Raw genomic sequence first — 21,476 nt, forward strand, 5'->3', positions numbered from 1 at the left:
CTCGCTCGGTTACTGCTGACCATTCGACGCAAGCTCATAGTCGAACTCCAGCAGTGCCTCACTGGCTCTTGCAACCCACGGGAAGCTGGCCGCGTCGCCGAGATTTTTCCAGGCGTAGCAACGGTTGTTCAGTGGTGGTTGGCCGAGATTTTTGTGATGGGGCAAATGCCGCAAATCCTTGCCGAGGCTCTGCCAATCCAGCATTCGATCATCGAACGCCACGTCAAGGAAATTGCACAAGGGCTGGAGTATGGACTCAGGGCCCGCCACGAGGTCCTCATAACGGACGAAAAAGTAATTCTCCGGTTTTTGAGTGGCGAACCGTCGGAGGTTGAGGTTGGTGTTGTTCCAGATGCCCGGGAATGTCTTCTCAATGTTTTGAGGTGCCCAAGCGGTACTTTGCAGGGACAGTACGACGTCACGTACATCCCGCACGATATGGATCACCTTGATGTTCGAGTTGAATACCTGGGTATTGCGCAGGATTCCGAATGAGCCCAAATCATTGGGGGATTTATCCCCGGCAATGGAGGCTCCTGTTTTCTCGGCGACCAGTGCGTACAGGCTTTCGAGTATGGCAGGCACGTTGTAATCAGCGCTATAGACGCAATTTTCGACTTCACTCGGGGCAAGGTAGCAGCCAATACTGGCGGTAAAGTCTTTGGTCGAAACAATCATTTCAGCAGCGAGTCTGCGACCAACTTGTTCATCGCGTATGCGGTCGATCAAAAACGCGAGAGGAACGATGAAGTCGGTTTCGTGAGGAATGACGATTGCCGGGTTCTGGTTCAGCGATTCTCTGAGGAACGTCGTACCCGAACGTGGGCTACCAAAGATTATGAACATTGCGGCGCTCGCTGAAGGCTGAACTCGGTATCGAAACAGGTCATGGTGCTGATTTTCTTGTGGCAACTTACGCTGAAGACGATCGCGTTGATAATTCGGTCGGCTACTATCAGTTGCAGCTCGCCGTCCTGTTCATAGGAGGTGCCGACGCTGATCGAGTAGTGCCCTGGATGTAGCAGAGGTATGTGGATTCGCGCTTCGACCGTAATGCGCTCGCCGAGGGTCGTGAATCGTTCCGCGGCCATGCCTTCGAGCCGCGTGTTGGTCGCCGCGATTTCCTCGCCTCTGAAGTTCCTGACGATGTAGCCGAATACCAGTGAATGTTCATGGGGCAAGCTGACGTTTGTCGCGGTGAATCTGAGGATGACATCAGAACCACCTTGTACCTCGTCGGTCGGGTTTCTGTCTTTATCGTACAGACGTGCACCAATTATCTGGCAGCGCTGATCGCCCAGGCGCCTGTCGATGTTTGCAATATGTTCTTCGTCGTTGCCCGCCTGCAAGCGGGGCGCTGGCTCAAGGCCCTTTGTTTCACTGGCGACGGGCATTTGAAAGAGCCACGCCAGGTAGTCATCAACCACGCCGTTGGCTGCGCCGATGCTTTGCACTTTGCCTTGATGCAGCCATATCGCGCGATCACAAAAGCGTTTGACCAGCATGCTGTCGTGGGTCACGAGCAGGATGGAAGTTCCTCGTTCCTGGAGTTGATGCAGGCGGTCCATGCAGCGATGGACGAAATGGGCATCACCGACCGCGAGCGCTTCGTCGACAATCAGGATTTCAGGGTCGATGTTGGCTTGAATTGCAAACGCCAGGCGGACGTACATTCCGCTGGAATAGCTCTTGACCGGTTGTTCAATGTATTCGCCAATTTCAGCGAAGGCTTCGATGGCGGCATAGCGCTCGTTGATCTCTGCAGTGCTGAGGCCCAGCATCGCACCGTTGAGATAGATGTTCTCACGCCCCGTGAACTCAGGATTGAATCCAGATCCAAGCTCCAGCAATGCAGCGATACGACCGTGGGTGGTGACCTGGCCGCTGCTTGGGTTCAGCGTGCCGCAGATCATCTGCAGCAACGTTGACTTGCCGCTGCCATTGCGGCCGATGATGCCCACCGTTTCGCCTTTTTTTATCTCGAAGCTCACGTCGTTCAGTACAGGGAAAACCTTGAAGTACTGCTTGCGCTGCCTTGAAAACATCTGCAGCAGGCGGTGAACGGGTTTTTCATAGACGTGATAGCGTTTGCTGAGCTGTTCAACACGGATAACAATTTCAGATGACATCGGCAAAGCCTTTGCGTGTTTTCTGGAACCAGGTAAAGCCTGACCAGGCAATCAATACAGACACTGCCGAATAAGCGGCCAGGCTGCCCCATTGCGGCGTCTTGCCCCAGAAAAGTACATCGCGAGCCATTTCTACTGGAAGGGTTAGAGGGTTTGCCTGCAAGACGGTTTGATAGCTTTCCGGAAGCGTCGAAAGCGGATAGAAAATCGGTGAAAGAAATAGCATCGCCGTGGTGAGAATGCCGATGAGTTGGCCAATGTCACGCAGGTAAACGCTGATTGAGGCGAGAAACCAGGAGATACCCAGCGTTAGCAATACCAAGGGAAAAAGCACCAGCGGTAGTAGAAGAATGGTTGCCGGTGGGATTCCGAACAGTACGACATAGAAAACCAGCCAGGCCAGGAGGCTGACAGTCGTGTGGAACAGGGCTGCACCGAGCGACACGAGGGGCAGTATTTCAAGTGGGAACACAATTTTCTTGACGTAATTGGTATTCGCCAATACCAATCCCGGCGCACGATTCACGCATTCGGAAAACAGGTTGAATACCAGCAGGCCAGCGAACAGTACCAGGGCGAATTCGCTCTTGGAGTCACCGCCACCAGCCCAGCGGGCCTTGAATACAACACTGAATACAAACGTGTAGACCACCAGCATGAACGCGGGCGTGAAGAACGACCAGAAAATGCCGAGCATCGAGCCTTTATAGCGACCGATCACTTCTCTGCGGATCAAGACATGGATCAAGTTTCGATTGATCAGAACACTCTTGATCATGGCTGCGGGGGAAGTGCTGAACGGCTGCATCGGTTGCTTGATCCTTAAGGCGATGTCGATCACATGCTCCCTGAGCGACGTCCTCATGGAGTGGTAGGCCAGATGTAAATCTATTCGGTGTAGTGGCGCATTCGACGTGAAGCGATGAGCTAATATTATTCAATCTTAACTGTCGAGCCACTCAAAACGAATCAACCTCCGTGTACCTGTTCGTTTGTAGCACTGCATGCTGACTTGCTGTGCTATCAGGCTGGTCCAGGCCTGCCGATGCTGTCGACTTCCTTTTTCGATACTACTACTGATTCCGTTAGTAGAGGGGGCGATACATTACGCGTACTGAAGTTTTCCTACAATCAAAACTCGTTTTTCTGCAGAGCCTTTTTTTGAGGATTGGGCGATCAGGTGCGTCCGAGTATTAGTCAGTTAACTGACGCCAGCGATAGGCGCGCTAGTTCATTGTGCCGGATCATTTTGGGATCGTTCTTTAGGTGTAAGTGGCAAACTCAAGAGGAGGCTGGGCGAAGATCGTGTTTTCATCGCGTCTGTGCTCAACTAGTTCGCAGCGCCCTGCTCAGTACTATTTTCAGGGTCCGTCGAAATAACGGTAGTGACGCACAGAAGGGTTTAGCCGATGTCGTTTGAAATGGCCATCAGCGCCGAAAACCTGAGCAAGTGCTATCAAATTTATGATGCGCCCAAGGACCGCCTGCTGCAGATGTTGGTGCGTGGCAGGAAGCGTTTTTATCGCGAGTTCTGGGCCCTGGACGATGTTTCCCTGACGGTCGGAAAGGGTGAGACAGTCGGTATCATCGGTCGTAATGGCAGTGGCAAATCTACGTTGTTGCAACTGATTTGCGGGACGTTGATGCCAACCCGTGGCAGTGTCCGGGGGCATGGCCGGATTGCTGCGTTGCTGGAGTTGGGGGCTGGTTTCAATCCAGAGTTCACCGGCAGGGAAAACGTCTATATGAATGCGGCGGTGCTGGGCTTGAAACGCTCGGAAATCGACGCTCGCTTTGATGAAATCATCGCCTTCGCCAATATCGGCGACTTTATCGATCAGCCCATTAAAATCTACTCCAGTGGAATGCTGGTACGGTTGGCCTTCGCTGTTTCGGTCTGTGTAGAGCCCGATATCCTGATCGTCGATGAGGCCCTCTCTGTCGGCGATGCATCCTTCCAGTTCAAATGCCTGAATCGACTGGAAGAGCTGACCACGAAAGGCACGACGCTGTTGTTCGTCTCTCATGACATGAGCATGGTTAAACGTTTTTGCCATCGGGTCATTTATTTGCGCGAAGGCCGGGTAGTAGCCAGCGGCGCGCCCGATGAAATGGCGGAGTTGTACTTGCTCGATATGCGCGACGAGCAACGCCGATGGGCAAGTGGCGGTGTCATACCGGTTACGCGCAAATCATTCATGGGTGGCCAGGACGGCATTGCTTTCGGTACCGAAGAGGGACACATCAGCTCTGCCTGTTTCACCAACACTCAGGAGCTTTCATCAAGTTACATGTATGGCGACGACATTGAGATTCGTGTTGAGGCGTTGCTTCATCAGTCGATCAGTCAACCCAACATCAGTTTCACCATCCAGGAGGCAAGGCTGCTGGTGATTGGTGGGGCGAATTTTGCGCTGCAGGCTGGCCCCGTCGAAAATGGCTGGCGGCGTACAGCGATCACCGTGCGCTTCCCGGCCAACCTCGCGGCGGGTCGCTACCACGTCACCCTAAAGCTCCTGCACGGAGTGACTGAAGACACCTCGCAATTGATCGAGAAGCAGGTAGCGCCGTTGGCGTTCGATATGTTGCCGAACCAAAGAGACTTTCTGGGCATGGTTAATCTGGGCCTGCAGAGTGTCAGCCCTCGGCCGAGTGAAAAGCTACTCAAGGTTGATCGAATACCCGAGGGCGGACTCAAGGTGAGTGAGGTTTTGGCAGAGCACATAAACGAGCCCGTGTGGCAGGTTGCTATATTCGGTACCTTTGACGTAGAAAACTACGGCGATCTGTTGTTTCCGATCATTGCCGAAGCGGAGCTGACTCAGCGTTTGGGCTCAGTTAACCTGCATCGTTTTTCCTACAATGCGAAAACCCAACCTGAATGGCCGTATACGGTGACGTCACTGACGGAACTGCCAAGTATTGCCGGTAACCTGGATGGCGTTCTGATCGGCGGTGGTTTTCTCATCCGCTTCGATAAAGTCGTTGCTCATGGCTATGGCCCGACAACCCACGACATCCATCACCCTACGGGCTATTGGCTTACACCTGCGCTAATCGCCTTACAGCATGCGGTCCCGGTAATGTGGAATTCCCCCGGGATGCATTGCAACAGTATTCCCACCTGGGCCAGGCCGCTATTGACGATGGCCCTTGAACAAAGCCAGTACGTGCGAGTACGCGACGCTTTGTCACGTGATGCCCTTGGCGCGCTCGCTCACCAGGCCGAGATCGAAGTATTGCCTGATACTGCGTTTGGCTTGCCCCGCTTGATCGATGAGCAGCAACCCTCCCGTGAATTCACTCGCCTGCGTGAGCAAACAGGGCTGACCGGGCCATATATCGTGATTCACGCCATTCACGTGGTGGAATCCTTTGTACAGCTGTTCGAAGACTACCCGGAGGCGTTCCAGCACTATCGGTTTCTGGTTATTCCGATTGGCCCCGTTCTGGGTGACGATCCATCGATCATTGCCAAGCGCCTGCCCCATGCCATCACCTTGTCGTTTTGGCCGCAGCCTTTGCTGATGGCTGAAATTCTCAGTCAGGCGCAAGCCGTGATCGGACATAGCTACCATCTGGCGATAACCGCACTGGCGTTTGGCGTCCCGGTGTTTTGCTCGGCGGATCTGACAACGGGCAAATACACGGCGCTGGCTGAATTCGACTCACTCCATGCGTTGCCGGACGTGGTGACCGTCGACCCTCAATGGTTTATTTCGCGTGTGGGGAAAACCAGTCCATCGCCCGCGGCTCGCGCAGCGGCGGATAAGTTGGTTGAGCACTGGGATCGGGTCGCTGCGATCATTCGCCAGGGCAAAACCTCGTCCCAGCCAGTGTTGGGCGCATTTTTGCAAAATCTGCCGAATCTGCTCGAAGCCGCAGTCGAGGGCAGTGATGCATTGCAAGCTGAATGTCCGGTACACCCCGTCGTACCTGAGATCATCAATCCAGCGCAAAACCTGCCAATACAAGAGCTGGCTCAGCAGCAACGGATTTTTCAGCTCAGTCAGCAGCTAGCACTAAGTGATGCTAGGGTTCTTGAATTGCAAAATTCCAGCTCATTCCGAATGACCGCACCACTGCGCTCCATCGCGCGTGGCATCAGAAACCTGGCAGCGAATAAGAAAAAATAATGTTAGATCTCTCTCGTCTCAAGCCCGCCGCTCTAAAGGCTCACCCTTTCTCATGGGCTGAAATCGGTAGTCTGTATTCAGTCAAGGATGCCGCAGCGCTGGCACAGTCTTTTCCCCATGATCACTTCAAGACGGTGAGTGGTTACGGGGGCGAAAAAAATTATGACTATGAGGCTCGTGCCTTGGTGGGCATGGGGACTAATACCATTGCTTTTCCCGAAGAGCTGAGCGAAGCGTGGCTGAGTCTGGCGCAAGATCTTGGTTCAGCTGACTATCGGGATGCCATGTCGCGACTGACGGGGATCGATCTGCGCAATGTGCCGATGGAGGTCAACGTGTTTCATTACGGACCTGGCGCCAGTCTGGGAGCCCATCCGGATCTGCCAGACAAATTGGTCACCCATATCCTGTATTTCAATGAGTCATGGAACCGCAACGACGGCGGTTGCCTGAATATTTTACACAGCAATGATCCCGCCTCTGTCGCTGCCGAGATTGAACCCCTGGTTGGCAACTCGGCGATCCTGGTGCGCTCGGATAACTCCTGGCATGCCGTCTCGCAGGTGGTGGGCGGCTGCAGTTCCTCACGCCGCAGCTTGACTGCAACGTTCTATCGCCCTGGCTCCGTCAGCTCCATGTGGCCGCAGGGCGACACTACTCTTTTGCATGGGTACCCACGTGGCTGAGCTCGATAGCATCTTGATCGACCGCGACGCGGCCTTGGCCCAGCGAGATTCAGCCATCAATGAGCGCGATACCGCGCTGGCAAAGATCGACTTTCTGCAAAATACTCGCTCGTGGCGCATCACCCGACCACTGCGCTCTCTTGTCCGGCTGATGCGTTATGGTTTTACAACTAGGCAAGATCTGCCCGAGACGGTGGGCGCAATCGTGTACCCCGCAGCACCAGAGCCGTTACTGATGCCTGAGGTGGATCCGGATTTCGTAACAGCAGGGCGCCTGGATATTCTCTGCTTCGCCAATATTGATTGGGCCGCACGATTCCAGCGACCACAGCAGTTGATGAGTCAGTTTGCGCACAATGGTTATCGGGTGTTTTATGTCGTCCCATCCAGTGTGCCTGAACAAGGACAGCTCTATAGGTTGACGTCCGTAGCACCGAATATTTTTGAGGTGGCACTGCAGCGCGATGTCCAAGAGGAGTATTACGAAAAAATAGTGACGCCTGAGAATAACCGGATTTACCTGCGAGCCGTTGCTGCGCTAGTAGCCGACATGCAGATAAAAAACGCTCTCTTGATGATTCACATTGCTTACTGGAGCCCGTTGGCACTCAGGCTGCGATCCGCGCATGGCTGGCGAATCCACTATGACTGTATGGATGACTGGGACGGCTTTCCGAACATCGGCGAACAGCTACTGAGTGAGGAGAAGATCCTGGTTGCCCAGGCTGATCTGGTGACCGTTTCTGCCGCCTCGCTTTATCAGAAGTGGTGCGCCTGTAACGCGCGATGCTTGCTGGTCAGAAACGCAGTAGATTTCGCTTTTTTCCAGCAACACTGTTTTGCCAATGAAGTGCTGAGTGGACTTACCGGGCCTGTGATTGGCTACTATGGTGCCTTGGCGCAATGGCTGGATTATCCATTGTTGGCGGCGTTGGCGGACAGGCGACCAGAGTGGAATTTCATTCTGGTGGGGGATATTTTCGTCGAAGATCTGGCGGGCCTTGAGCAGAAGCCCAATGTGCAGTTGCTGGGCAGGAAGCCTTACTCGCAAATGCCACTTTATCTGGACCATTTCGATGCCTGCCTGATCCCCTTCCGGCTCTACAACGTGACGCACGCGGTCGATCCAGTTAAGTTTTATGAGTACATCAGTGCGGGCAAGCCGGTGGTATCCACTCCGCTCAAAGAAATTAGCGTCTATAAAGACCTGCTGTACTTCGCAACCGGGGTCGATGAGTTCATCGAACAGATAGAGTGCGCTTTGGCTGAGTGCGATCTTGCCATGTACAAAAGGCGAGTTGAGCTCGCCCGTGCCAATGACTGGAAGGATCGATTCAATAGCATGCAACTTGCCATCGTCGAGCTGTACGAAAAAGTCTCCATCGTGGTCATTACGTACAACAATTTCAATCTGACGGTTCAATGTGTAAACAGTATTCTGCGTAATACGACCTGGCCCAACTACCAGCTCATTGTTGTCGACAATGGCTCTGACGATGGCACGTGTGACTATCTTGAGCGCCTGCGTCAAGAAGTGCCGTCGGTTAAGATCATCCTGAACCCGGAAAACCGGGGTTTTGCTGCCGCCAACAATCAAGGCTTGCGAGAAGCCAATGGCGACATTCTGCTGCTGCTCAATAATGACACTGTGGTTCCTAAAGGATGGTTGGACCCGTTAGTCCATCATTTAAGAGACTCAAGTATTGGCTTGGTCGGACCGGTCACAAACGCTGTAGGAAACGAAGCGAAAATCAAAGTTTCCTACACCGATATTCAACAGATGCAAGACTTTGCAGATGGTTACACCGAAGCTCACAAGGGACGGCTGTTCGATATTTCGATGCTTGCCATGTTTTGTGTTGCCTTTCGCAGGGATGTCCTGGATGAGGTCGGTTTTCTGGATGAGGCATTCGGTATCGGTATGTTCGAGGATGATGACTACAGTCGTCGCGTGCAGGCTAGTGGCTACCGAACGGTCTGTGCCGAAGATGCGTTTATCCATCATTACGGGCAGGCATCGTTCAGGAAGCTGATCGCCAGTGGCGAATATCAGGCACTCTGGGACAAAAACCAGGCGTACTTCGAAAGCAAATGGGGAGCCTGGCAAGCCCACGTTCATCGCGACGAGCTTGTTCCGGAAAAGACTGGGAGGGGGTAAGCCACACCTTGATCAGATGTTCCAGGGGCTGAGTCAGGCAGAGACCGGAAGGCCCGTTGCTAAATGTGATTTCAATGTCCTGGCAAGTCTTCGGGTGTCAAATGAAACGGTCTGGGAGAAAAGCCAAGCCGATCACTGGCGTCCGTATGGTCAAATACCAAATTCTGGTTCATGCGCTCCACCAGCGCGCTTGAAAGATGCCGGTAGCGTGGCAGGCACCGCATGATCGAAACAACCATGCTCAATGTCTTCGCGGAGAGGGCCAGTGTTCGCTCTGGACGTCCCTGAGCCTGGAATATTCGTCTCACCATTGCGTGATAAGGCAAGGTTTCTCCCCCTGAAAGGTTGTAACCGCCACTTTGCAGGTCAGGAATTCCAATGGCTGACAGACACGCCTGAACGACGTCATCACTATGTACCGGCTGGCGCAATCCGGTACTGCCACCGATCAGCGGGAAGAATCCGAAACGTTGAATGAAGCGTGCTACTTCAGTAATGTTTTTGTCGCGCCCATGTCCGTAGATCATTGTCGGTCGCAGGATCACCCATTCGATTTGTCGTTCGATCGCCCATTTCTCGAGATGCTCTTCTGCACTTATCAAGCGCTGCGCCAAGACCCTTTCTCGGGCGTCAGGCGATGCTTCTTTGGCAAAGCGGCTCGTGGAGGACAAGACGATAACGCGCTTGACGTTTGTGCTGGCGAGGCGCTCAAGGTAGTCCGGTAAAACCCAGATGGGGGCAAATGACAGGAAGGTGTCCAGTGCCAGTCCGTGCCAGTGGTCAGCATTTTTCCAGGTAGCGCCGGGGCAGGAAGCTTTGGGTCGCCCCCGAGTAAAGGCGGTTACCTGAATGCCAGCTTGTGCCAGCAATGGCAGTGCGCGTTCACCCAAGAGGCTGGAACCACCTAATATTCCTATCCGCAACTCAGGTCTCTTTCTGTAGGTTCAATACATTTAAAAGCTGGATAACAGCATGGCGAATGACCATCAGGCTGAATCGAAACCAGACCCCGATAACCACGCTGATCCACAAGAGGACAGAGTATTTGCTGCGGAAAAATTTGCTGTAGAAACGCAGGATCCCATGGTGCTTGTGCCACTCGACGAAATAGGGGCGATTACGACTGCAGCCACCGAATACATGAGTTATCTGAGCATCCGGCACGAATAGAACGCTCCAGCCTGCCTGGCGGAAGCGCATGCACCAATCGAGGTCCTCGCAGTGGAGAAAATAGTGTTCATCCCACAGTCCGACGCTTTCGATAGCTTCGCGCTTGACCAGCATGCAAGCCCCGGAAATGGCTTCAACGACAATGGGGGCGGCAGGTAGAGGCTCCTTATGCAGTAAAAAGTCGGAAAACGCAGATGGGAAAAACACGGCGAGCCGCGAAAGCCCGAAAGCCCGCATGAAAGCGCGTCTGGGTGTCGGAAACACTCGGCGCCCGCCGGCTTGTTCACTGCCGTCTGGGTTGCACAGAAATCCTCCGACCATACCGATCTCTGGCGACTTGTGCAGAGCCAGTAGCATACGGTCTATGGCATTTACGGCGAGTACGCTGTCCGGATTCAAAAACAATACATTGGGGGCCGCTGACCGGAGGGCGCCTTGGTTGCACGCCACGGCGAAGCCGAGGTTGGTTGCATTGCGTACGATTTGAAGCGAGTCGTCGGTAGTATGGGTTCGCTCCAGCGTCCTCAAACTATCATCGTGGGAGCTGTTATCCACCACAATGACCCTGGAAGCACCGGCGGCAAATGCTGACCCTACACAAGCAACCAATAGTTCACCTGCGTTGTAATTGACGATGATCACATCACACTCGCCATGTAGAGGCGACTTGACCAGTTCATCAATGGTGGGCAGTTCCACTGCTTTCAACTTCATCACTCCATTGGTCAGGCTTGGATGCATATTGGGTTGCAAGTACTTTCAGGTAAATGGTGACTGACTGGAGGCCGACAGGTCTTGGATCTGTAAGATGTGCAAAGGGTACCATCGTATCAATGGCATTACGCCACTTTTGTGAAATAAAACTGGCTACTGAATCGTTAGTCGAAAATCGTACCTTTAGTCAAGTGGTTGGCGACTCTATTGGCCATGATGAAATACAACCTAATCAGGCGGTTGAGGAATACGTAAGGAATGGGTTGTACTCCCAGCTGATTGCTCATTTTTTGTCTTTGTTTGATAGAGATAAAATTCATTTGCAAAGTGCGATGATTTGTAAACATCCGAATTACATCGCCTTGAAACTCAGACCTTAATATCCTTCAACCATTGATTGACGCGCTCCCATTCGAAAACCGTTGGACCGAAGCTATCTCCATGCCACTCCAACATGTCGTCATGATCTGGGTGGCTGGGATCAGTCATCGCGTCAAGAAACTCGGCATATCCTGGCGCACCGCCGATATCTTCCGGCGGGCAAGCATTGGCACCGTCGATGCAGTACGGCACTTGAGTACATGCCCCTGAGGGCAGTTTCTTTTCGACTTTTATCCGATGATCCCAGCCGTCGCCAAAGTCGTAGAGATAGCTAAACTTCTTTTTCCCGTACAACGCTTTGATCAGGGTCTTGCGGGTTTCCGAGTTGACGGGTGGCCCCATCCATCGGGGTCGGGGATGCCATAGTTTTCACCGGCTATTTCAAACTCGTGCATATGTCCTCCCTCCCGATTGAGGGCTACTGCACATTGAATTGAAATGGATCGAACCTGCCATTTGGCGCCGCGTGGCGGTACCCGAGAACATCACGTTGGGCAAATTGCACGCCTAACTCCGATTTTTTCGACAGTTGAGTCAGCGTCTGGCTGAGCCACGTGTTTATTGGTCAAGCAGTGGGCTTGTCCGGCTTTGTCGAACGGTTCTTCGTTGATCGGGTGGTTGCCCGCGAATCTCGCTTTCGATGGCATACAGGGCCGCTATCCGTTGCGCCACCTCGGCGGCAAGTCGTGAAGCCTGGTCTTTATAGACATCGTAAAACTTGCTGCGGGCGTGAGCCCAGCATGCGGCTTCCTGAATGGAGCCTGTGGCACACAGCTGAGCAAAGCCGGCGTAGCCTGCAAGATCCCGCTGAAGCTCTTGAGATGAGCACGGGGATGTTGCCCCTTGCGATCCGTCGAGTAGGCAAACCATACCGCCGCCGGCGTCGTGTAACCGGCAGGTCGGTCGTCACGCACGTATGTCCACAAGCGAGCCGTTTTGGTTTTGCTGTTGCCCGGCGTGAGTCCGCCAATCGGCGTGCCGTCGGCATGGACTTTATGGCTGCTCATGACGTGACGCTCAAGGGCGTTGATCAGTGGTCAATGGCGAAGCTGCCCACCGCAACCAGAACACTGCGACTCGGGCTGATGGACGTGTATTTCGCGTGGCAGGTGTTCAGGTAATGGCTTGTGCCGAGAGATTGTACGAAGTGGCGCTTCAGTTGGCGGCGTCAGTTCAGTCTGGCTGACTTCCAGCTCCTCAAGACTCAACTGGAGCTGGTCGATCATCGCTTCCAGTTGCTCGGAGCTGCGATCGAACTGCGTGCGACGCAGCTTGGCGATCATCATTTTCAACCGCTCAAACTCTGCCCGCAGGGCAGAGACCAGGGCCTTCAATGCTTGAAAATCGTTAGGCAGAGATTCGGTCACGAGAGTCATGCCCGAACGTCGCCGTCCCACCGCAGTAATTTGATCCGTTCACCGCGCCGTCCACGAAAGGCGAAGATTTGACCGGAGAATGGGTCAGCTTCAAGTTGGGTTTGCACCAATGCTGCCAGGCCGTCGAAGCCACGGCGCATGTCCGTGACGCCAGCGGCGATCCAGATACGGGTTCCAGCAGGAGGCGCAATCATCGCAGTAACTGCTATTCGTCGATGCCTGCATGAAGCTCATCAAGGTCGTTAAATTTATTCAGATAAAAGAATTCGGACTTCAGTGTGCCGAAGAAACTCTCCATGGCCGCGTTGTCATAGCAGTTGCCATTGCGCGACATGCTTGGCGTCACGGAGCTTTTTTTGAGAGCCCGCAGGTAAATGGGCATTCGGTACTGCCAGCCTTGGTCTGAATGCAAAACCGGTTTTTCATGCGGCTGAAGCCGCTCGAATGCGCCTTTGAGCATCTTCCCGGCCATATCGAACAGCGGTCGCCTGGCAACCTCATAGGAAATGATTTCACCGTTGTACAAATCCAAAATGGGCGACAGATAAAGCTTCTGACCTCCAACTTTGAACTCAGTAACGTCGGTTACCCACTTTTGATTGGGGGGCGGAGCTTCAAACTCACGCTTTAAAAGATTAGGCGCTGCCTTGCCTGCCTCCTCTTTGTAGGCTCGGTATTTCTTCACGCGCAATCGAAATCGACGATACTGACTTGATTACTCTTAAGGACTTATTTAGAGCAGATATTGAAAAAATATGGAGTTGGCTGGGCTGGAATTTTCGGATTGGTTTTAAGGTGAAAGTGGTTCGTCGACATAAATTGGCGTGATTTTTAATTGGGTTTTTTTTAGCTTTATTCAGGTTGAAAAAGTTGCGCTACTGTTTTCGGTTGCAGTTCTAGCCGCATTAACTGGTTGTGGGGTTGAAGAGCTGCGTATCCCACACCACGGGCGCGTCCAATCCAAGAAGATCAGGGTTTAACATGGACAATTTCCCTTGTCGCAATACGCAATTTATGTGAGCGAATATGAAAAATACTATTTAAATCATTGGGCTTGATTATTTTTTGTATTAAATCACAATCTGCGACATGTTTTCTTTCGAAAGCTCCCACATTGCAGCACTACGTCAGGATGATTGACGGTGCCTACACACTGGCGGGTGTCTCGACTGGTTTGCCCACACGGATGTCCAATACCTATGACCGCCTTTGCCTCTCCTGCACGCTGCATCGCCATCGTCGGCGCAGGTTTCAGTGGAACCCTCACGGCAATCAACACGCTTAGAGCCAACCCGGCAGGGGGACTGCGCATTCTGCTCATCGAGAAAACCAGTCAGACCTGTCGTGGTCTTGCCTATCGGTTCGATGACGATAATCTTCTGCTCAACGTTCCAGCAGGCAACATGAGCGCCATTGCTGATGAACCCAACGATTTCGTCGCGTTTTGCGAAGAGCTGGATCCGGCGTTCAATGCCAAGTCATTCATTTCGCGCCGGCTGTATGGCGAGTATCTGGAGCAGAAGTTAAAGGACGCCATGGATCAGTACCCCGGTGTCATTTCAATCGTGAATGCGCAAGTGAATGCCATACATCTTTCTACTGACTGCAAACCGTACCGGCTGCAACTGGAAAACGCTGAAGACGTGATGGCTGACAAGGTTGTGCTGGCACTAGGTCACTTTGCCCCGAAACTGCCAGCTGGAATCCCAATCGCAGTGAGCAGCCAGGTGGTAAATGCCTTGGACTTCGCCGCCATCGACGCCCTTGACCGAGACGCTCCAGTGGCTGTCCTCGGGATGGGCCATACCGCTATCGATGCGGTGTTCAGGCTGACCAGCTGTAACCCGGGCCGCAAGGTCTACATGATTTCCCGCCGTGGTCTTTTGCCTTTTGGTCACCGCTTCAATCCCCAGCCGCCACGCACCAGCGGATTCCCGTCCTGGCTTGTTTCCCTCCCCATGACCATACGCGCCTATACCCGTGCAGCGCGGGAAGAAGCAAGGGTTCGTGAAGCGGATGGCGGCAACTGGCGGGACATGCTCAATGAGCTTCGCCCTCACACAGCTACGATCTGGAAGAACCTTTCAGACTCGGAACGGGGGAAATTCCTGCATCGGGTCGTGCCGTACTGGGATATCCACCGCCACCGCCTGGCACCGGCCTCCGAGCGCCGTATCAAGCAGCTGATCGAGTCGGGGCAGGTTGTTCAACTGGCCGGCAAGGTGAGGGGGGTAGAGCAAACCTGCTCAGGTCTGCAGATCGAGGTGGCGCTCAGAGGTCATCAACGCGTAAGTAGTCTCCAGGTCGGCGCTCTGATCAATGGAACCGGCCCCAGCTACGACATTGCAGCTGTGGATCAGCCTATTCTCAATCAGCTGCTACGTGATGGCTTGATCAAGCAGGACCAACAGAAAATTGGACTTGAGGTGGATGAGCATTACCAGCTCATCACGGCGGGTGGTGATTCCTTACACGGGCTGCACTACATCGGCCCGATGCTCAAGGCAAAGTTTTGGGAGGCGATTGCAGTCCCCGAACTTCGCATCCACGCGCAACAGCTTGGCCGTCGGCTGGCGAGCCAGTCCTGATCAAGAGGCATGTCTGAAACCTTCGTCCGGCTTTGCAAAAGCCTGCTCAGCAGCCCGATACGTTGTCTGGATTACCACCTACAAAAACACCGCCCGAAGGCGGTGTTTCAGGTCGGGTGGATTTACGACGCAATCAACTGTCGCAACACGTAATGCAAAATTCCCCCCGATTTGAAGTACTCCACTTCATTAAGGGTATCGATCCGGCACAACACCTCGACTTTCTCGCGGCTGCCGTCTTCACGGGTGATCACCAGTGTCAGGTTCATCCGCGGCGTCAGCTCGACGCCGGTCAAACCCAGAATATCCAGCGTCTCCTTGCCGGTCAGGTTCAGGCTCTTGCGGTTTTGATCCAGCTTGAACTGCAACGGCAACACGCCCATGCCCACCAGATTGGAGCGGTGAATCCGTTCGAAACTTTCGGCGATGACCGCTTTGACCCCCAGCAGATTGGTGCCCTTGGCCGCCCAGTCACGACTCGAGCCGGTGCCGTATTCTTGCCCGGCAATCACCACCAGCGGCGTGCCCGAGGCTTGATAACGCATGGCCGCGTCGTAGATCGGCATCCTCTCCCCGGTGGGAATGTAAATCGTATTGCCGCCTTCTTCGCCGCCGAGCATTTCGTTACGAATGCGGATGTTGGCAAAGGTGCCGCGCATCATCACTTCGTGGTTGCCGCGACGCGAGCCATAGGAGTTGAAGTCCCGTGGTTCCACGCCTTTCTCGCGCAGGTAGTGGCCTGCGGGGCTGTCAGCCTTGATGTTGCCGGCCGGGGAGATGTGGTCGGTGGTCACCGAATCGCCGAGCAATGCGAGGACTCTGGCACCTGCAACGTCTTTGACCACCGGCGGCGGCCCGCCGATGTCATCGAAGAACGGTGGATGCTGGATGTACGTCGAGTCGTCCTGCCAGACATAGGTCGCCGCTTGCGGCACTTTAATCGCCTGCCATTGCTCGTCACCAGCAAACACTTCGGCGTATTCCTTGTGGAACATCGCGGTGTTGACCTGGTTCACCGCGTCGGCAATCTCTTTGGTGCTTGGCCAGATATCCCGCAGATAAACCAGATTGCCCTCTTTGTCGGTACCCAACGGTTCGCTGCTGATGTCGATGCGCACCGTACCGGCCAACGCATAAGCGACGACCAGCGGCGGGGAGGCCAGCCAGTTGGTTTTCACCAGCGGATGCACGCGACCTTCGAAGTTGCGGTTGCCCGACAGCACCGAGGCGACGGTCAGGTCGGCGGCCTGAATGGCTTTTTCGATCGGCTCCGCCAATGGCCCGGAGTTGCCAATGCACGTGGTGCAGCCGTAACCGACCAGGGCAAAACCCAGTTCATCAAGGTATTGAGTCAGGCCGGCAGCCTTGTAGTAGTCGGTGACCACTTTCGAGCCTGGGGCCAGCGAACTCTTGACCCACGGTTTGCGCTTGAGGCCTTTCTCCACGGCTTTCTTCGCCACCAGGCCGGCGGCCATCATCACGCTCGGGTTGGAGGTGTTGGTGCAGGAGGTGATCGCGGCGATAACTACCGCGCCGTTTTTCAATCGATAGGTCTGACCGTCGTATTCGTAGTCGGCTTCACCGGCCAGATCGGCATTGCCCACCGCAACGCCACCGCCGCCTTCACTTTCGAGACGACCGACTTCCTTGCTGGTGGGTTTGAATTGCAGGTCGACGAAGTCACTGAACGCTTGTGCGACATTCGGCAGCGAAACCCTGTCCTGCGGGCGTTTCGGCCCGGCAAGGCTGGCTTCGACGCTGCCCATGTCCAGCGCCAGGCTGTCGGTGAACGCCGGTTCCTGGCCCGGCAGACGCCACAGGCCCTGGACTTTGCTGTAGGCCTCGACCAGTTTCACGGTTGCGCTGGGGCGACCGGATAAACGCAGGTATTCCAGGGTGATGTCGTCCACCGGGAAGAAGCCGCAGGTGGCGCCGTATTCCGGGGCCATGTTGGCGATGGTCGCGCGGTCGGCCAGCGGCAGGTCGTCGAGGCCGTCACCGTAGAACTCGACGAATTTGCCGACCACGCCTTTCTTGCGCAGCATCTGGGTGACGGTCAGCACCAGGTCGGTGGCGGTGATGCCTTCCTTGAGCTTGCCGGTGAGCTTGAAGCCGATCACTTCCGGGATCAGCATCGACACCGGTTGGCCAAGCATCGCTGCTTCCGCTTCAATCCCGCCGACGCCCCAGCCGAGCACGCCGAGGCCGTTGATCATGGTGGTGTGGGAGTCGGTGCCGACCAGGGTGTCGGGGAAGGCATACGTGCGCCCGTCCTCGTCCTTGGTCCAGACCGTGCGCCCCAGGTACTCCAGATTCACCTGGTGACAGATGCCGGTGCCCGGCGGTACCACGCTGAAGTTGTCGAAGGCGCTTTGGCCCCAGCGCAGGAACGCATAACGTTCACCATTGCGTTGCATTTCGATGTCGACGTTCTGTTCGAAGGCGCTGGCACTGGCGAATTTGTCGACCATCACCGAGTGGTCGATCACCAGATCCACGGGGGAGAGCGGATTGATCCGCTGCGGGTCGCCACCCGCCTTGGCCATGGCGGCGCGCATGGCGGCCAGGTCGACCACGGCGGGAACGCCGGTAAAGTCCTGCATTAATACCCGCGCGGGACGGTATTGAATTTCACGGTCGGAGCGACGCTCCTTGAGCCAGGCGGCAATCGCCCTGAGGTCGGCGCCGGTGACGGTTTTTTCATCTTCCCAGCGCAGCAGGTTTTCCAGCAGCACTTTCAACGACATTGGCAGCTTGTCCAGATCGCCCAGGCTTTTGGCGGCATCCGGCAAGCTGAAATAGTGATAGGTCTTGTCGTCAACTTGTAAGGTTTTAAGGGTTTTCAGGCTATCGAGGGACGGCATTGAAATGACTCCTTTGAGTCCGCACGGCTACGGACTGACGGGACAGACAGAGCCTTTAACCTAGCCCTGTTCATTCGTTAAAGCTAATAACTGGACTCTATGGCCAAGTCCAAGGTTCCGAACTCGGCTATCATGCGCCCGTTTTCGTGACAGGCTTTGCTTCAACGCAAGTCTGGGCATCGCGCAGTGGTTGAATTTCTCGCCATCTGCCCAGGAGTAAGAATGAACACCCTCTTTATGCATTGCCGGCCGGGCTTCGAAGGCGAAGTCTGTTCCGAGATTTCCGAACACGCCGCGCGGCTGAACGTGGCCGGTTATGCCAAGGCCAAGACCGCCAGCGCCTGCGCCGAATTCATCTGCACCGAAGAAGACGGCGCCGAGCGCCTGATGCGTGGCCAGCGTTTCGCCGATCTGATCTTCCCGCGCCAGTGGGCTCGCGGGATCTTCATCGATCTGCCGGAAACCGACCGCATCAGCGTGATCCTCGCTCACATGGCGGACTTCCCGCTGTGCGGCAGCCTGTGGCTGGAAATGGTCGACACCAACGATGGCAAGGAACTGTCGAACTTCTGCAAGAAGTTCGAAGGCCACCTGCGCAAGGCGCTGATGGCCGCTGGCAAACTGGTTGAAGATGCCCACAAACCGCGTCTGCTGCTGACCTTCAAAAGTGGCCGCGAAGTGTTCATGGGGCTGGCCGAGTCGAACAACTCGGCGATGTGGCCGATGGGCATTCCACGCCTGAAGTTTCCGCGTGAGGCGCCGAGCCGTTCGACGCTGAAACTGGAAGAGGCGTGGCACCATTTCATCCCGCGTGATCAGTGGGATGAGCGTCTGCACAGCGACATGACGGGTGTCGACCTCGGCGCCGCACCCGGTGGCTGGACCTGGCAACTGGTCAACCGCGGCATGCTGGTGACCGCGATCGACAACGGTCCGATGGCCGAAAGCCTGATGGACACCGGTTTGGTGCAACACTTGATGGCCGACGGTTTCACCTTCAAGCCCAAGCAACCGGTGGACTGGATGGTCTGCGACATCGTCGAGAAACCGGCGCGTAACGCCGCGATGCTGGAAGAGTGGATTGGCGAGGGGCATTGCCGCGAAGCGGTGGTCAACCTCAAACTGCCGATGAAACAGCGTTACGCCGAAGTGAAGCGCTTGTTGGAACGCATTGCCGACGGGTTCAAGGAACGCGGCATTCGGGTCGAGATCGGCTGCAAGCAGCTGTATCACGACCGTGAAGAAGTGACCTGCCACCTGCGCCGGCTCGACGTAAAGAAACCCAAGTCCCGCTGATCCACGCGGACCCATGTGGGAGCGAGCCTGCTCGCGATGAGGCCATTACATTCAACATCTTTGTTGACTGATACACCGCTATCGCGAGCAGGCTCGCTCCCACAGGGAAGGCGTTATGCCACAGATGACCGAACACCCGGCAATGCGCGACAATGCCGGCAAGTTTCAGGAGTGAATCATGAGTGAAATGATTGATACGCCGGTTGACGGCACCCTCGACGCCACCGGCCTCAACTGCCCGGAACCGGTGATGATGCTGCACCAGCACATCCGTGACCTGGTGCCCGGCGGCCTGCTCAAGGTGATCGCCACCGACCCGTCGACCCGTCGCGACATTCCCAAGTTCTGCGTGTTTCTCGACCACGAACTGGTGGCGCAGCACGAAGAGGCAGGCACCTACCTCTACTGGATCCGCAAGAAACTCGCTTAACCCGCCGAATGGCTGATGCGAATCCGCTTGCGTGCACTGCGCGTCAGGCGGATCGACAGCATCAGCGCTGCGCAACTCAAGCCCACGATCAAACCCTGCCACAGCCCGCTCGGGCCGCTCGGCGCGCCGAACCAATCGGTCAGGCCCAACGCGTAACCCACCGGCAAACCAATCCCCCAGTAAGCGAACAGTGTCAGGATCATCGTCACCCGAGTGTCCTGATAGCCGCGTAACGCGCCAGCAGCCGTCACCTGGATCGCATCGGAAAACTGGAACAGCGCTGAATACACAATCAGCATTGCCGCGACATGAATCACCGTCGGATCAGACGTGTAGATCGTTGCGATGTGTTCACGCAGCAACAGCATCATGCTCGCGGAGATGCACGCATAGGCCAGCGCCGTGCCCATGCCGACACCGGCGGCGAAGCGTGCTTCACGCGGCTCCTGACGGCCGAGCGCCTGGCCAACCCGCACGGTCACGGCCATGCCGAGGGAGTAGGGGATCATGAACACCAGCGAGCTGAAGTTCAGCGCGATCTGATGCCCGGCCACCACCGTCGCGCCGAGGCTGCCGATCAGCAGCGCAATGACAGCGAAGATGCTCGACTCGGCGAACACTGCGATGCCGATCGGCAGGCCGATGCCCAGCAGGCGTTTGATCACCGACCATTGCGGCCAGTCGAAACGGCTGAACAACTCACTCGACTGATACGCCGGCGCCCAGCGCTCCCACCCGGCCATGCCCAGGGCCATCACCCACATCACGATCGCCGTGGCCCAGCCGCAACCGACACCGCCCATGGCCGGCACACCGAAGTGGCCATAGATGAAGACGTAGTTCAGCGGAATGTTCAGCGCCAGCCCGCACAGACCCAACACCATGGCCGGACGCGTGCGCCCCAGGCCGTCACTGAAGCAGCGCAGCACATGGTAGAACGCGACGGCGGGCAAACCGCTGGCGATGCCATGCAGGTATTGCATGCACGGGCCAATCAATTCGGGATCGACCTTCATGATGTGCAGAATCGGTTCGGCGCTGAACAGCATGCCGGTCGCCATCAACCCCACCACCAATGCCAGCCACAGTGCCTGGCGCACGATCGGGCCGATTTCGCTGTGGGTGCCAGCGCCGAAACGCTGGGCGACTTTCGGGGTAGTAGCCAGCAGCGTGCCGGTCATCAACAGAAACACCGGCACCCAGATCGAGTTGCCCAGCGCCACCGCCGCCAGATCCCGTGGCCCGACCCGGCCCGCCATCACTGCATCGACGAAGCCCATGGCGGTGGTCGCCAGTTGCGCGATCATGATCGGCAAGGCCAGGCCGAGCAGGTTTTTCAGCTCCAGGCGAACCCGGGCCGGGCGGGTGAGGGAAATAGCGGCGGGGCGGTCAGTCACGGAATTCAAGGGCGAAACGTCCAAAGATGTTGATGCGCAAGGCGGCGCATTCTACGCCCTGACGCAGTGGTCAGGAAAAGTCCTGTGTTGCGGATTTGTAATCGGATTTTGAATGTTTCTGCATCCCCGGTGGCCCAGCACCTCCATCTCC

Annotated in this window: 13 protein-coding genes and 6 pseudogenes; 8 read left to right on the forward strand and 11 right to left on the reverse strand. The window is 55.6% G+C overall.

Going from position 1 to position 21,476, the window contains the following annotated elements:
* Positions 1 to 9: 9 nt before the first annotated feature.
* Genes ACYZTZ_RS06695 through ACYZTZ_RS06705 form a run of 3 tightly spaced genes read right to left on the reverse strand, consistent with a single transcriptional unit; the run spans position 10 to position 2,937 of the window.
* The gene (locus ACYZTZ_RS06695) at positions 10 to 846 is read right to left on the reverse strand and encodes a sulfotransferase family protein (RefSeq protein WP_461997600.1); all 837 of its coding nucleotides are present in this window, start codon (positions 844 to 846) and stop codon (positions 10 to 12) included.
* The gene (locus ACYZTZ_RS06700) at positions 837 to 2,129 is read right to left on the reverse strand and encodes an ABC transporter ATP-binding protein (protein ID WP_461997601.1); all 1,293 of its coding nucleotides are present in this window, start codon (positions 2,127 to 2,129) and stop codon (positions 837 to 839) included. Before ACYZTZ_RS06700 ends, ACYZTZ_RS06695 begins: the two co-directional genes overlap by 10 nt.
* A complete protein-coding gene (locus ACYZTZ_RS06705) occupies positions 2,119 to 2,937 on the reverse strand; it encodes an ABC transporter permease (RefSeq protein ID WP_462000648.1) in 819 nt (272 codons plus the stop codon). The genes ACYZTZ_RS06700 and ACYZTZ_RS06705 overlap by 11 nt, the downstream gene beginning before the upstream one ends.
* A gap of 601 nt (positions 2,938 to 3,538) precedes the next feature.
* Between ACYZTZ_RS06705 and ACYZTZ_RS06710 the strand changes: the two are divergent.
* The 4 genes and pseudogenes from ACYZTZ_RS06710 to ACYZTZ_RS06725 all read left to right on the forward strand — a co-directional run.
* A pseudogene (locus ACYZTZ_RS06710) lies at positions 3,539 to 4,804 on the forward strand (ABC transporter ATP-binding protein); the annotation flags it as partial.
* Between the two features lie 111 nt (positions 4,805 to 4,915).
* A pseudogene (locus ACYZTZ_RS06715) lies at positions 4,916 to 6,265 on the forward strand (polysaccharide pyruvyl transferase family protein); the annotation flags it as partial.
* On the forward strand, positions 6,265 to 6,951 hold the full coding sequence (locus tag ACYZTZ_RS06720; RefSeq protein ID WP_461997602.1) for a 2OG-Fe(II) oxygenase: 687 nt from the start codon (positions 6,265 to 6,267) through the stop codon (positions 6,949 to 6,951). The pseudogene ACYZTZ_RS06715 and the gene ACYZTZ_RS06720, both read left to right, overlap by 1 nt.
* Positions 6,944 to 9,109, forward strand: a complete 2,166-nt coding sequence (locus ACYZTZ_RS06725) for a glycosyltransferase (protein ID WP_461997603.1) — start codon at positions 6,944 to 6,946, stop codon at positions 9,107 to 9,109. Before ACYZTZ_RS06720 ends, ACYZTZ_RS06725 begins: the two co-directional genes overlap by 8 nt.
* A 71-nt stretch (positions 9,110 to 9,180) precedes the next feature.
* Here the strand turns inward: ACYZTZ_RS06725 and ACYZTZ_RS06730 are convergent, their stop codons facing one another.
* The 3 genes and pseudogenes from ACYZTZ_RS06730 to ACYZTZ_RS06740 form a co-directional block, all read right to left on the reverse strand.
* Positions 9,181 to 9,999 (reverse strand): NAD-dependent epimerase/dehydratase family protein, encoded by an 819-nt coding sequence (locus tag ACYZTZ_RS06730; protein WP_461997604.1) that lies wholly within the window; start codon positions 9,997 to 9,999, stop codon positions 9,181 to 9,183.
* A gap of 34 nt (positions 10,000 to 10,033) precedes the next feature.
* Complete coding sequence (locus ACYZTZ_RS06735; protein WP_461997605.1) at positions 10,034 to 11,032, reverse strand: glycosyltransferase family 2 protein; 999 nt, start codon at positions 11,030 to 11,032, stop codon at positions 10,034 to 10,036.
* 330 nt (positions 11,033 to 11,362) lie between these two features.
* Positions 11,363 to 11,781: pseudogene (locus ACYZTZ_RS06740) on the reverse strand (plasmid pRiA4b ORF-3 family protein); the annotation flags it as partial.
* Between the two features lie 14 nt (positions 11,782 to 11,795).
* On the opposite strand from ACYZTZ_RS06740, the pseudogene ACYZTZ_RS06745 reads away from it, so the two are divergent.
* A pseudogene (locus tag ACYZTZ_RS06745) lies at positions 11,796 to 11,879 on the forward strand (IS1096 element passenger TnpR family protein); the annotation flags it as partial.
* A gap of 3 nt (positions 11,880 to 11,882) precedes the next feature.
* Here the strand turns inward: ACYZTZ_RS06745 and ACYZTZ_RS06750 are convergent.
* From ACYZTZ_RS06750 to ACYZTZ_RS06760, 3 genes and pseudogenes are all read right to left on the reverse strand, one after another.
* A pseudogene (locus tag ACYZTZ_RS06750) lies at positions 11,883 to 12,750 on the reverse strand (IS66 family transposase); the annotation flags it as partial.
* Complete coding sequence (tnpB, locus tag ACYZTZ_RS06755; RefSeq protein ID WP_461997606.1) at positions 12,747 to 12,944, reverse strand: IS66 family insertion sequence element accessory protein TnpB; 198 nt, start codon at positions 12,942 to 12,944, stop codon at positions 12,747 to 12,749. The gene tnpB and the pseudogene ACYZTZ_RS06750, both read right to left, overlap by 4 nt.
* A gap of 14 nt (positions 12,945 to 12,958) precedes the next feature.
* A pseudogene (locus ACYZTZ_RS06760) lies at positions 12,959 to 13,441 on the reverse strand (IS3 family transposase); the annotation flags it as partial.
* Between the two features lie 508 nt (positions 13,442 to 13,949).
* Here ACYZTZ_RS06760 and ACYZTZ_RS06765 point away from each other — a divergent pair.
* Entirely contained in the window at positions 13,950 to 15,338 is a 1,389-nt protein-coding gene (locus ACYZTZ_RS06765; protein ID WP_461997607.1) for an FAD/NAD(P)-binding protein, read from the forward strand.
* A gap of 122 nt (positions 15,339 to 15,460) precedes the next feature.
* Here the strand turns inward: ACYZTZ_RS06765 and acnA are convergent, their stop codons facing one another.
* A complete protein-coding gene (gene acnA / locus ACYZTZ_RS06770) occupies positions 15,461 to 18,202 on the reverse strand; it encodes an aconitate hydratase AcnA (RefSeq protein WP_461997608.1) in 2,742 nt (913 codons plus the stop codon).
* A gap of 222 nt (positions 18,203 to 18,424) precedes the next feature.
* Here acnA and rlmM point away from each other — a divergent pair, with 222 nt between their 5' ends.
* Both rlmM and tusA read left to right on the forward strand, forming a co-directional pair.
* Positions 18,425 to 19,498 (forward strand): 23S rRNA (cytidine(2498)-2'-O)-methyltransferase RlmM, encoded by a 1,074-nt coding sequence (rlmM, locus tag ACYZTZ_RS06775; protein ID WP_008157308.1) that lies wholly within the window; start codon positions 18,425 to 18,427, stop codon positions 19,496 to 19,498.
* A 178-nt stretch (positions 19,499 to 19,676) separates the two neighbouring features.
* Entirely contained in the window at positions 19,677 to 19,928 is a 252-nt protein-coding gene (gene tusA, locus ACYZTZ_RS06780; RefSeq protein ID WP_007907805.1) for a sulfurtransferase TusA, read from the forward strand.
* On the opposite strand, the gene ACYZTZ_RS06785 is transcribed toward tusA, so the two are convergent.
* On the reverse strand, positions 19,925 to 21,334 hold the full coding sequence (locus tag ACYZTZ_RS06785; protein WP_461997609.1) for an MATE family efflux transporter: 1,410 nt from the start codon (positions 21,332 to 21,334) through the stop codon (positions 19,925 to 19,927). The two genes, tusA and ACYZTZ_RS06785, sit on opposite strands and share 4 nt — an antisense overlap.
* Between the last annotated feature and the right edge of the window lie 142 nt (positions 21,335 to 21,476).

The organism is Pseudomonas sp. LB3P58 (assembly GCF_054897895.1).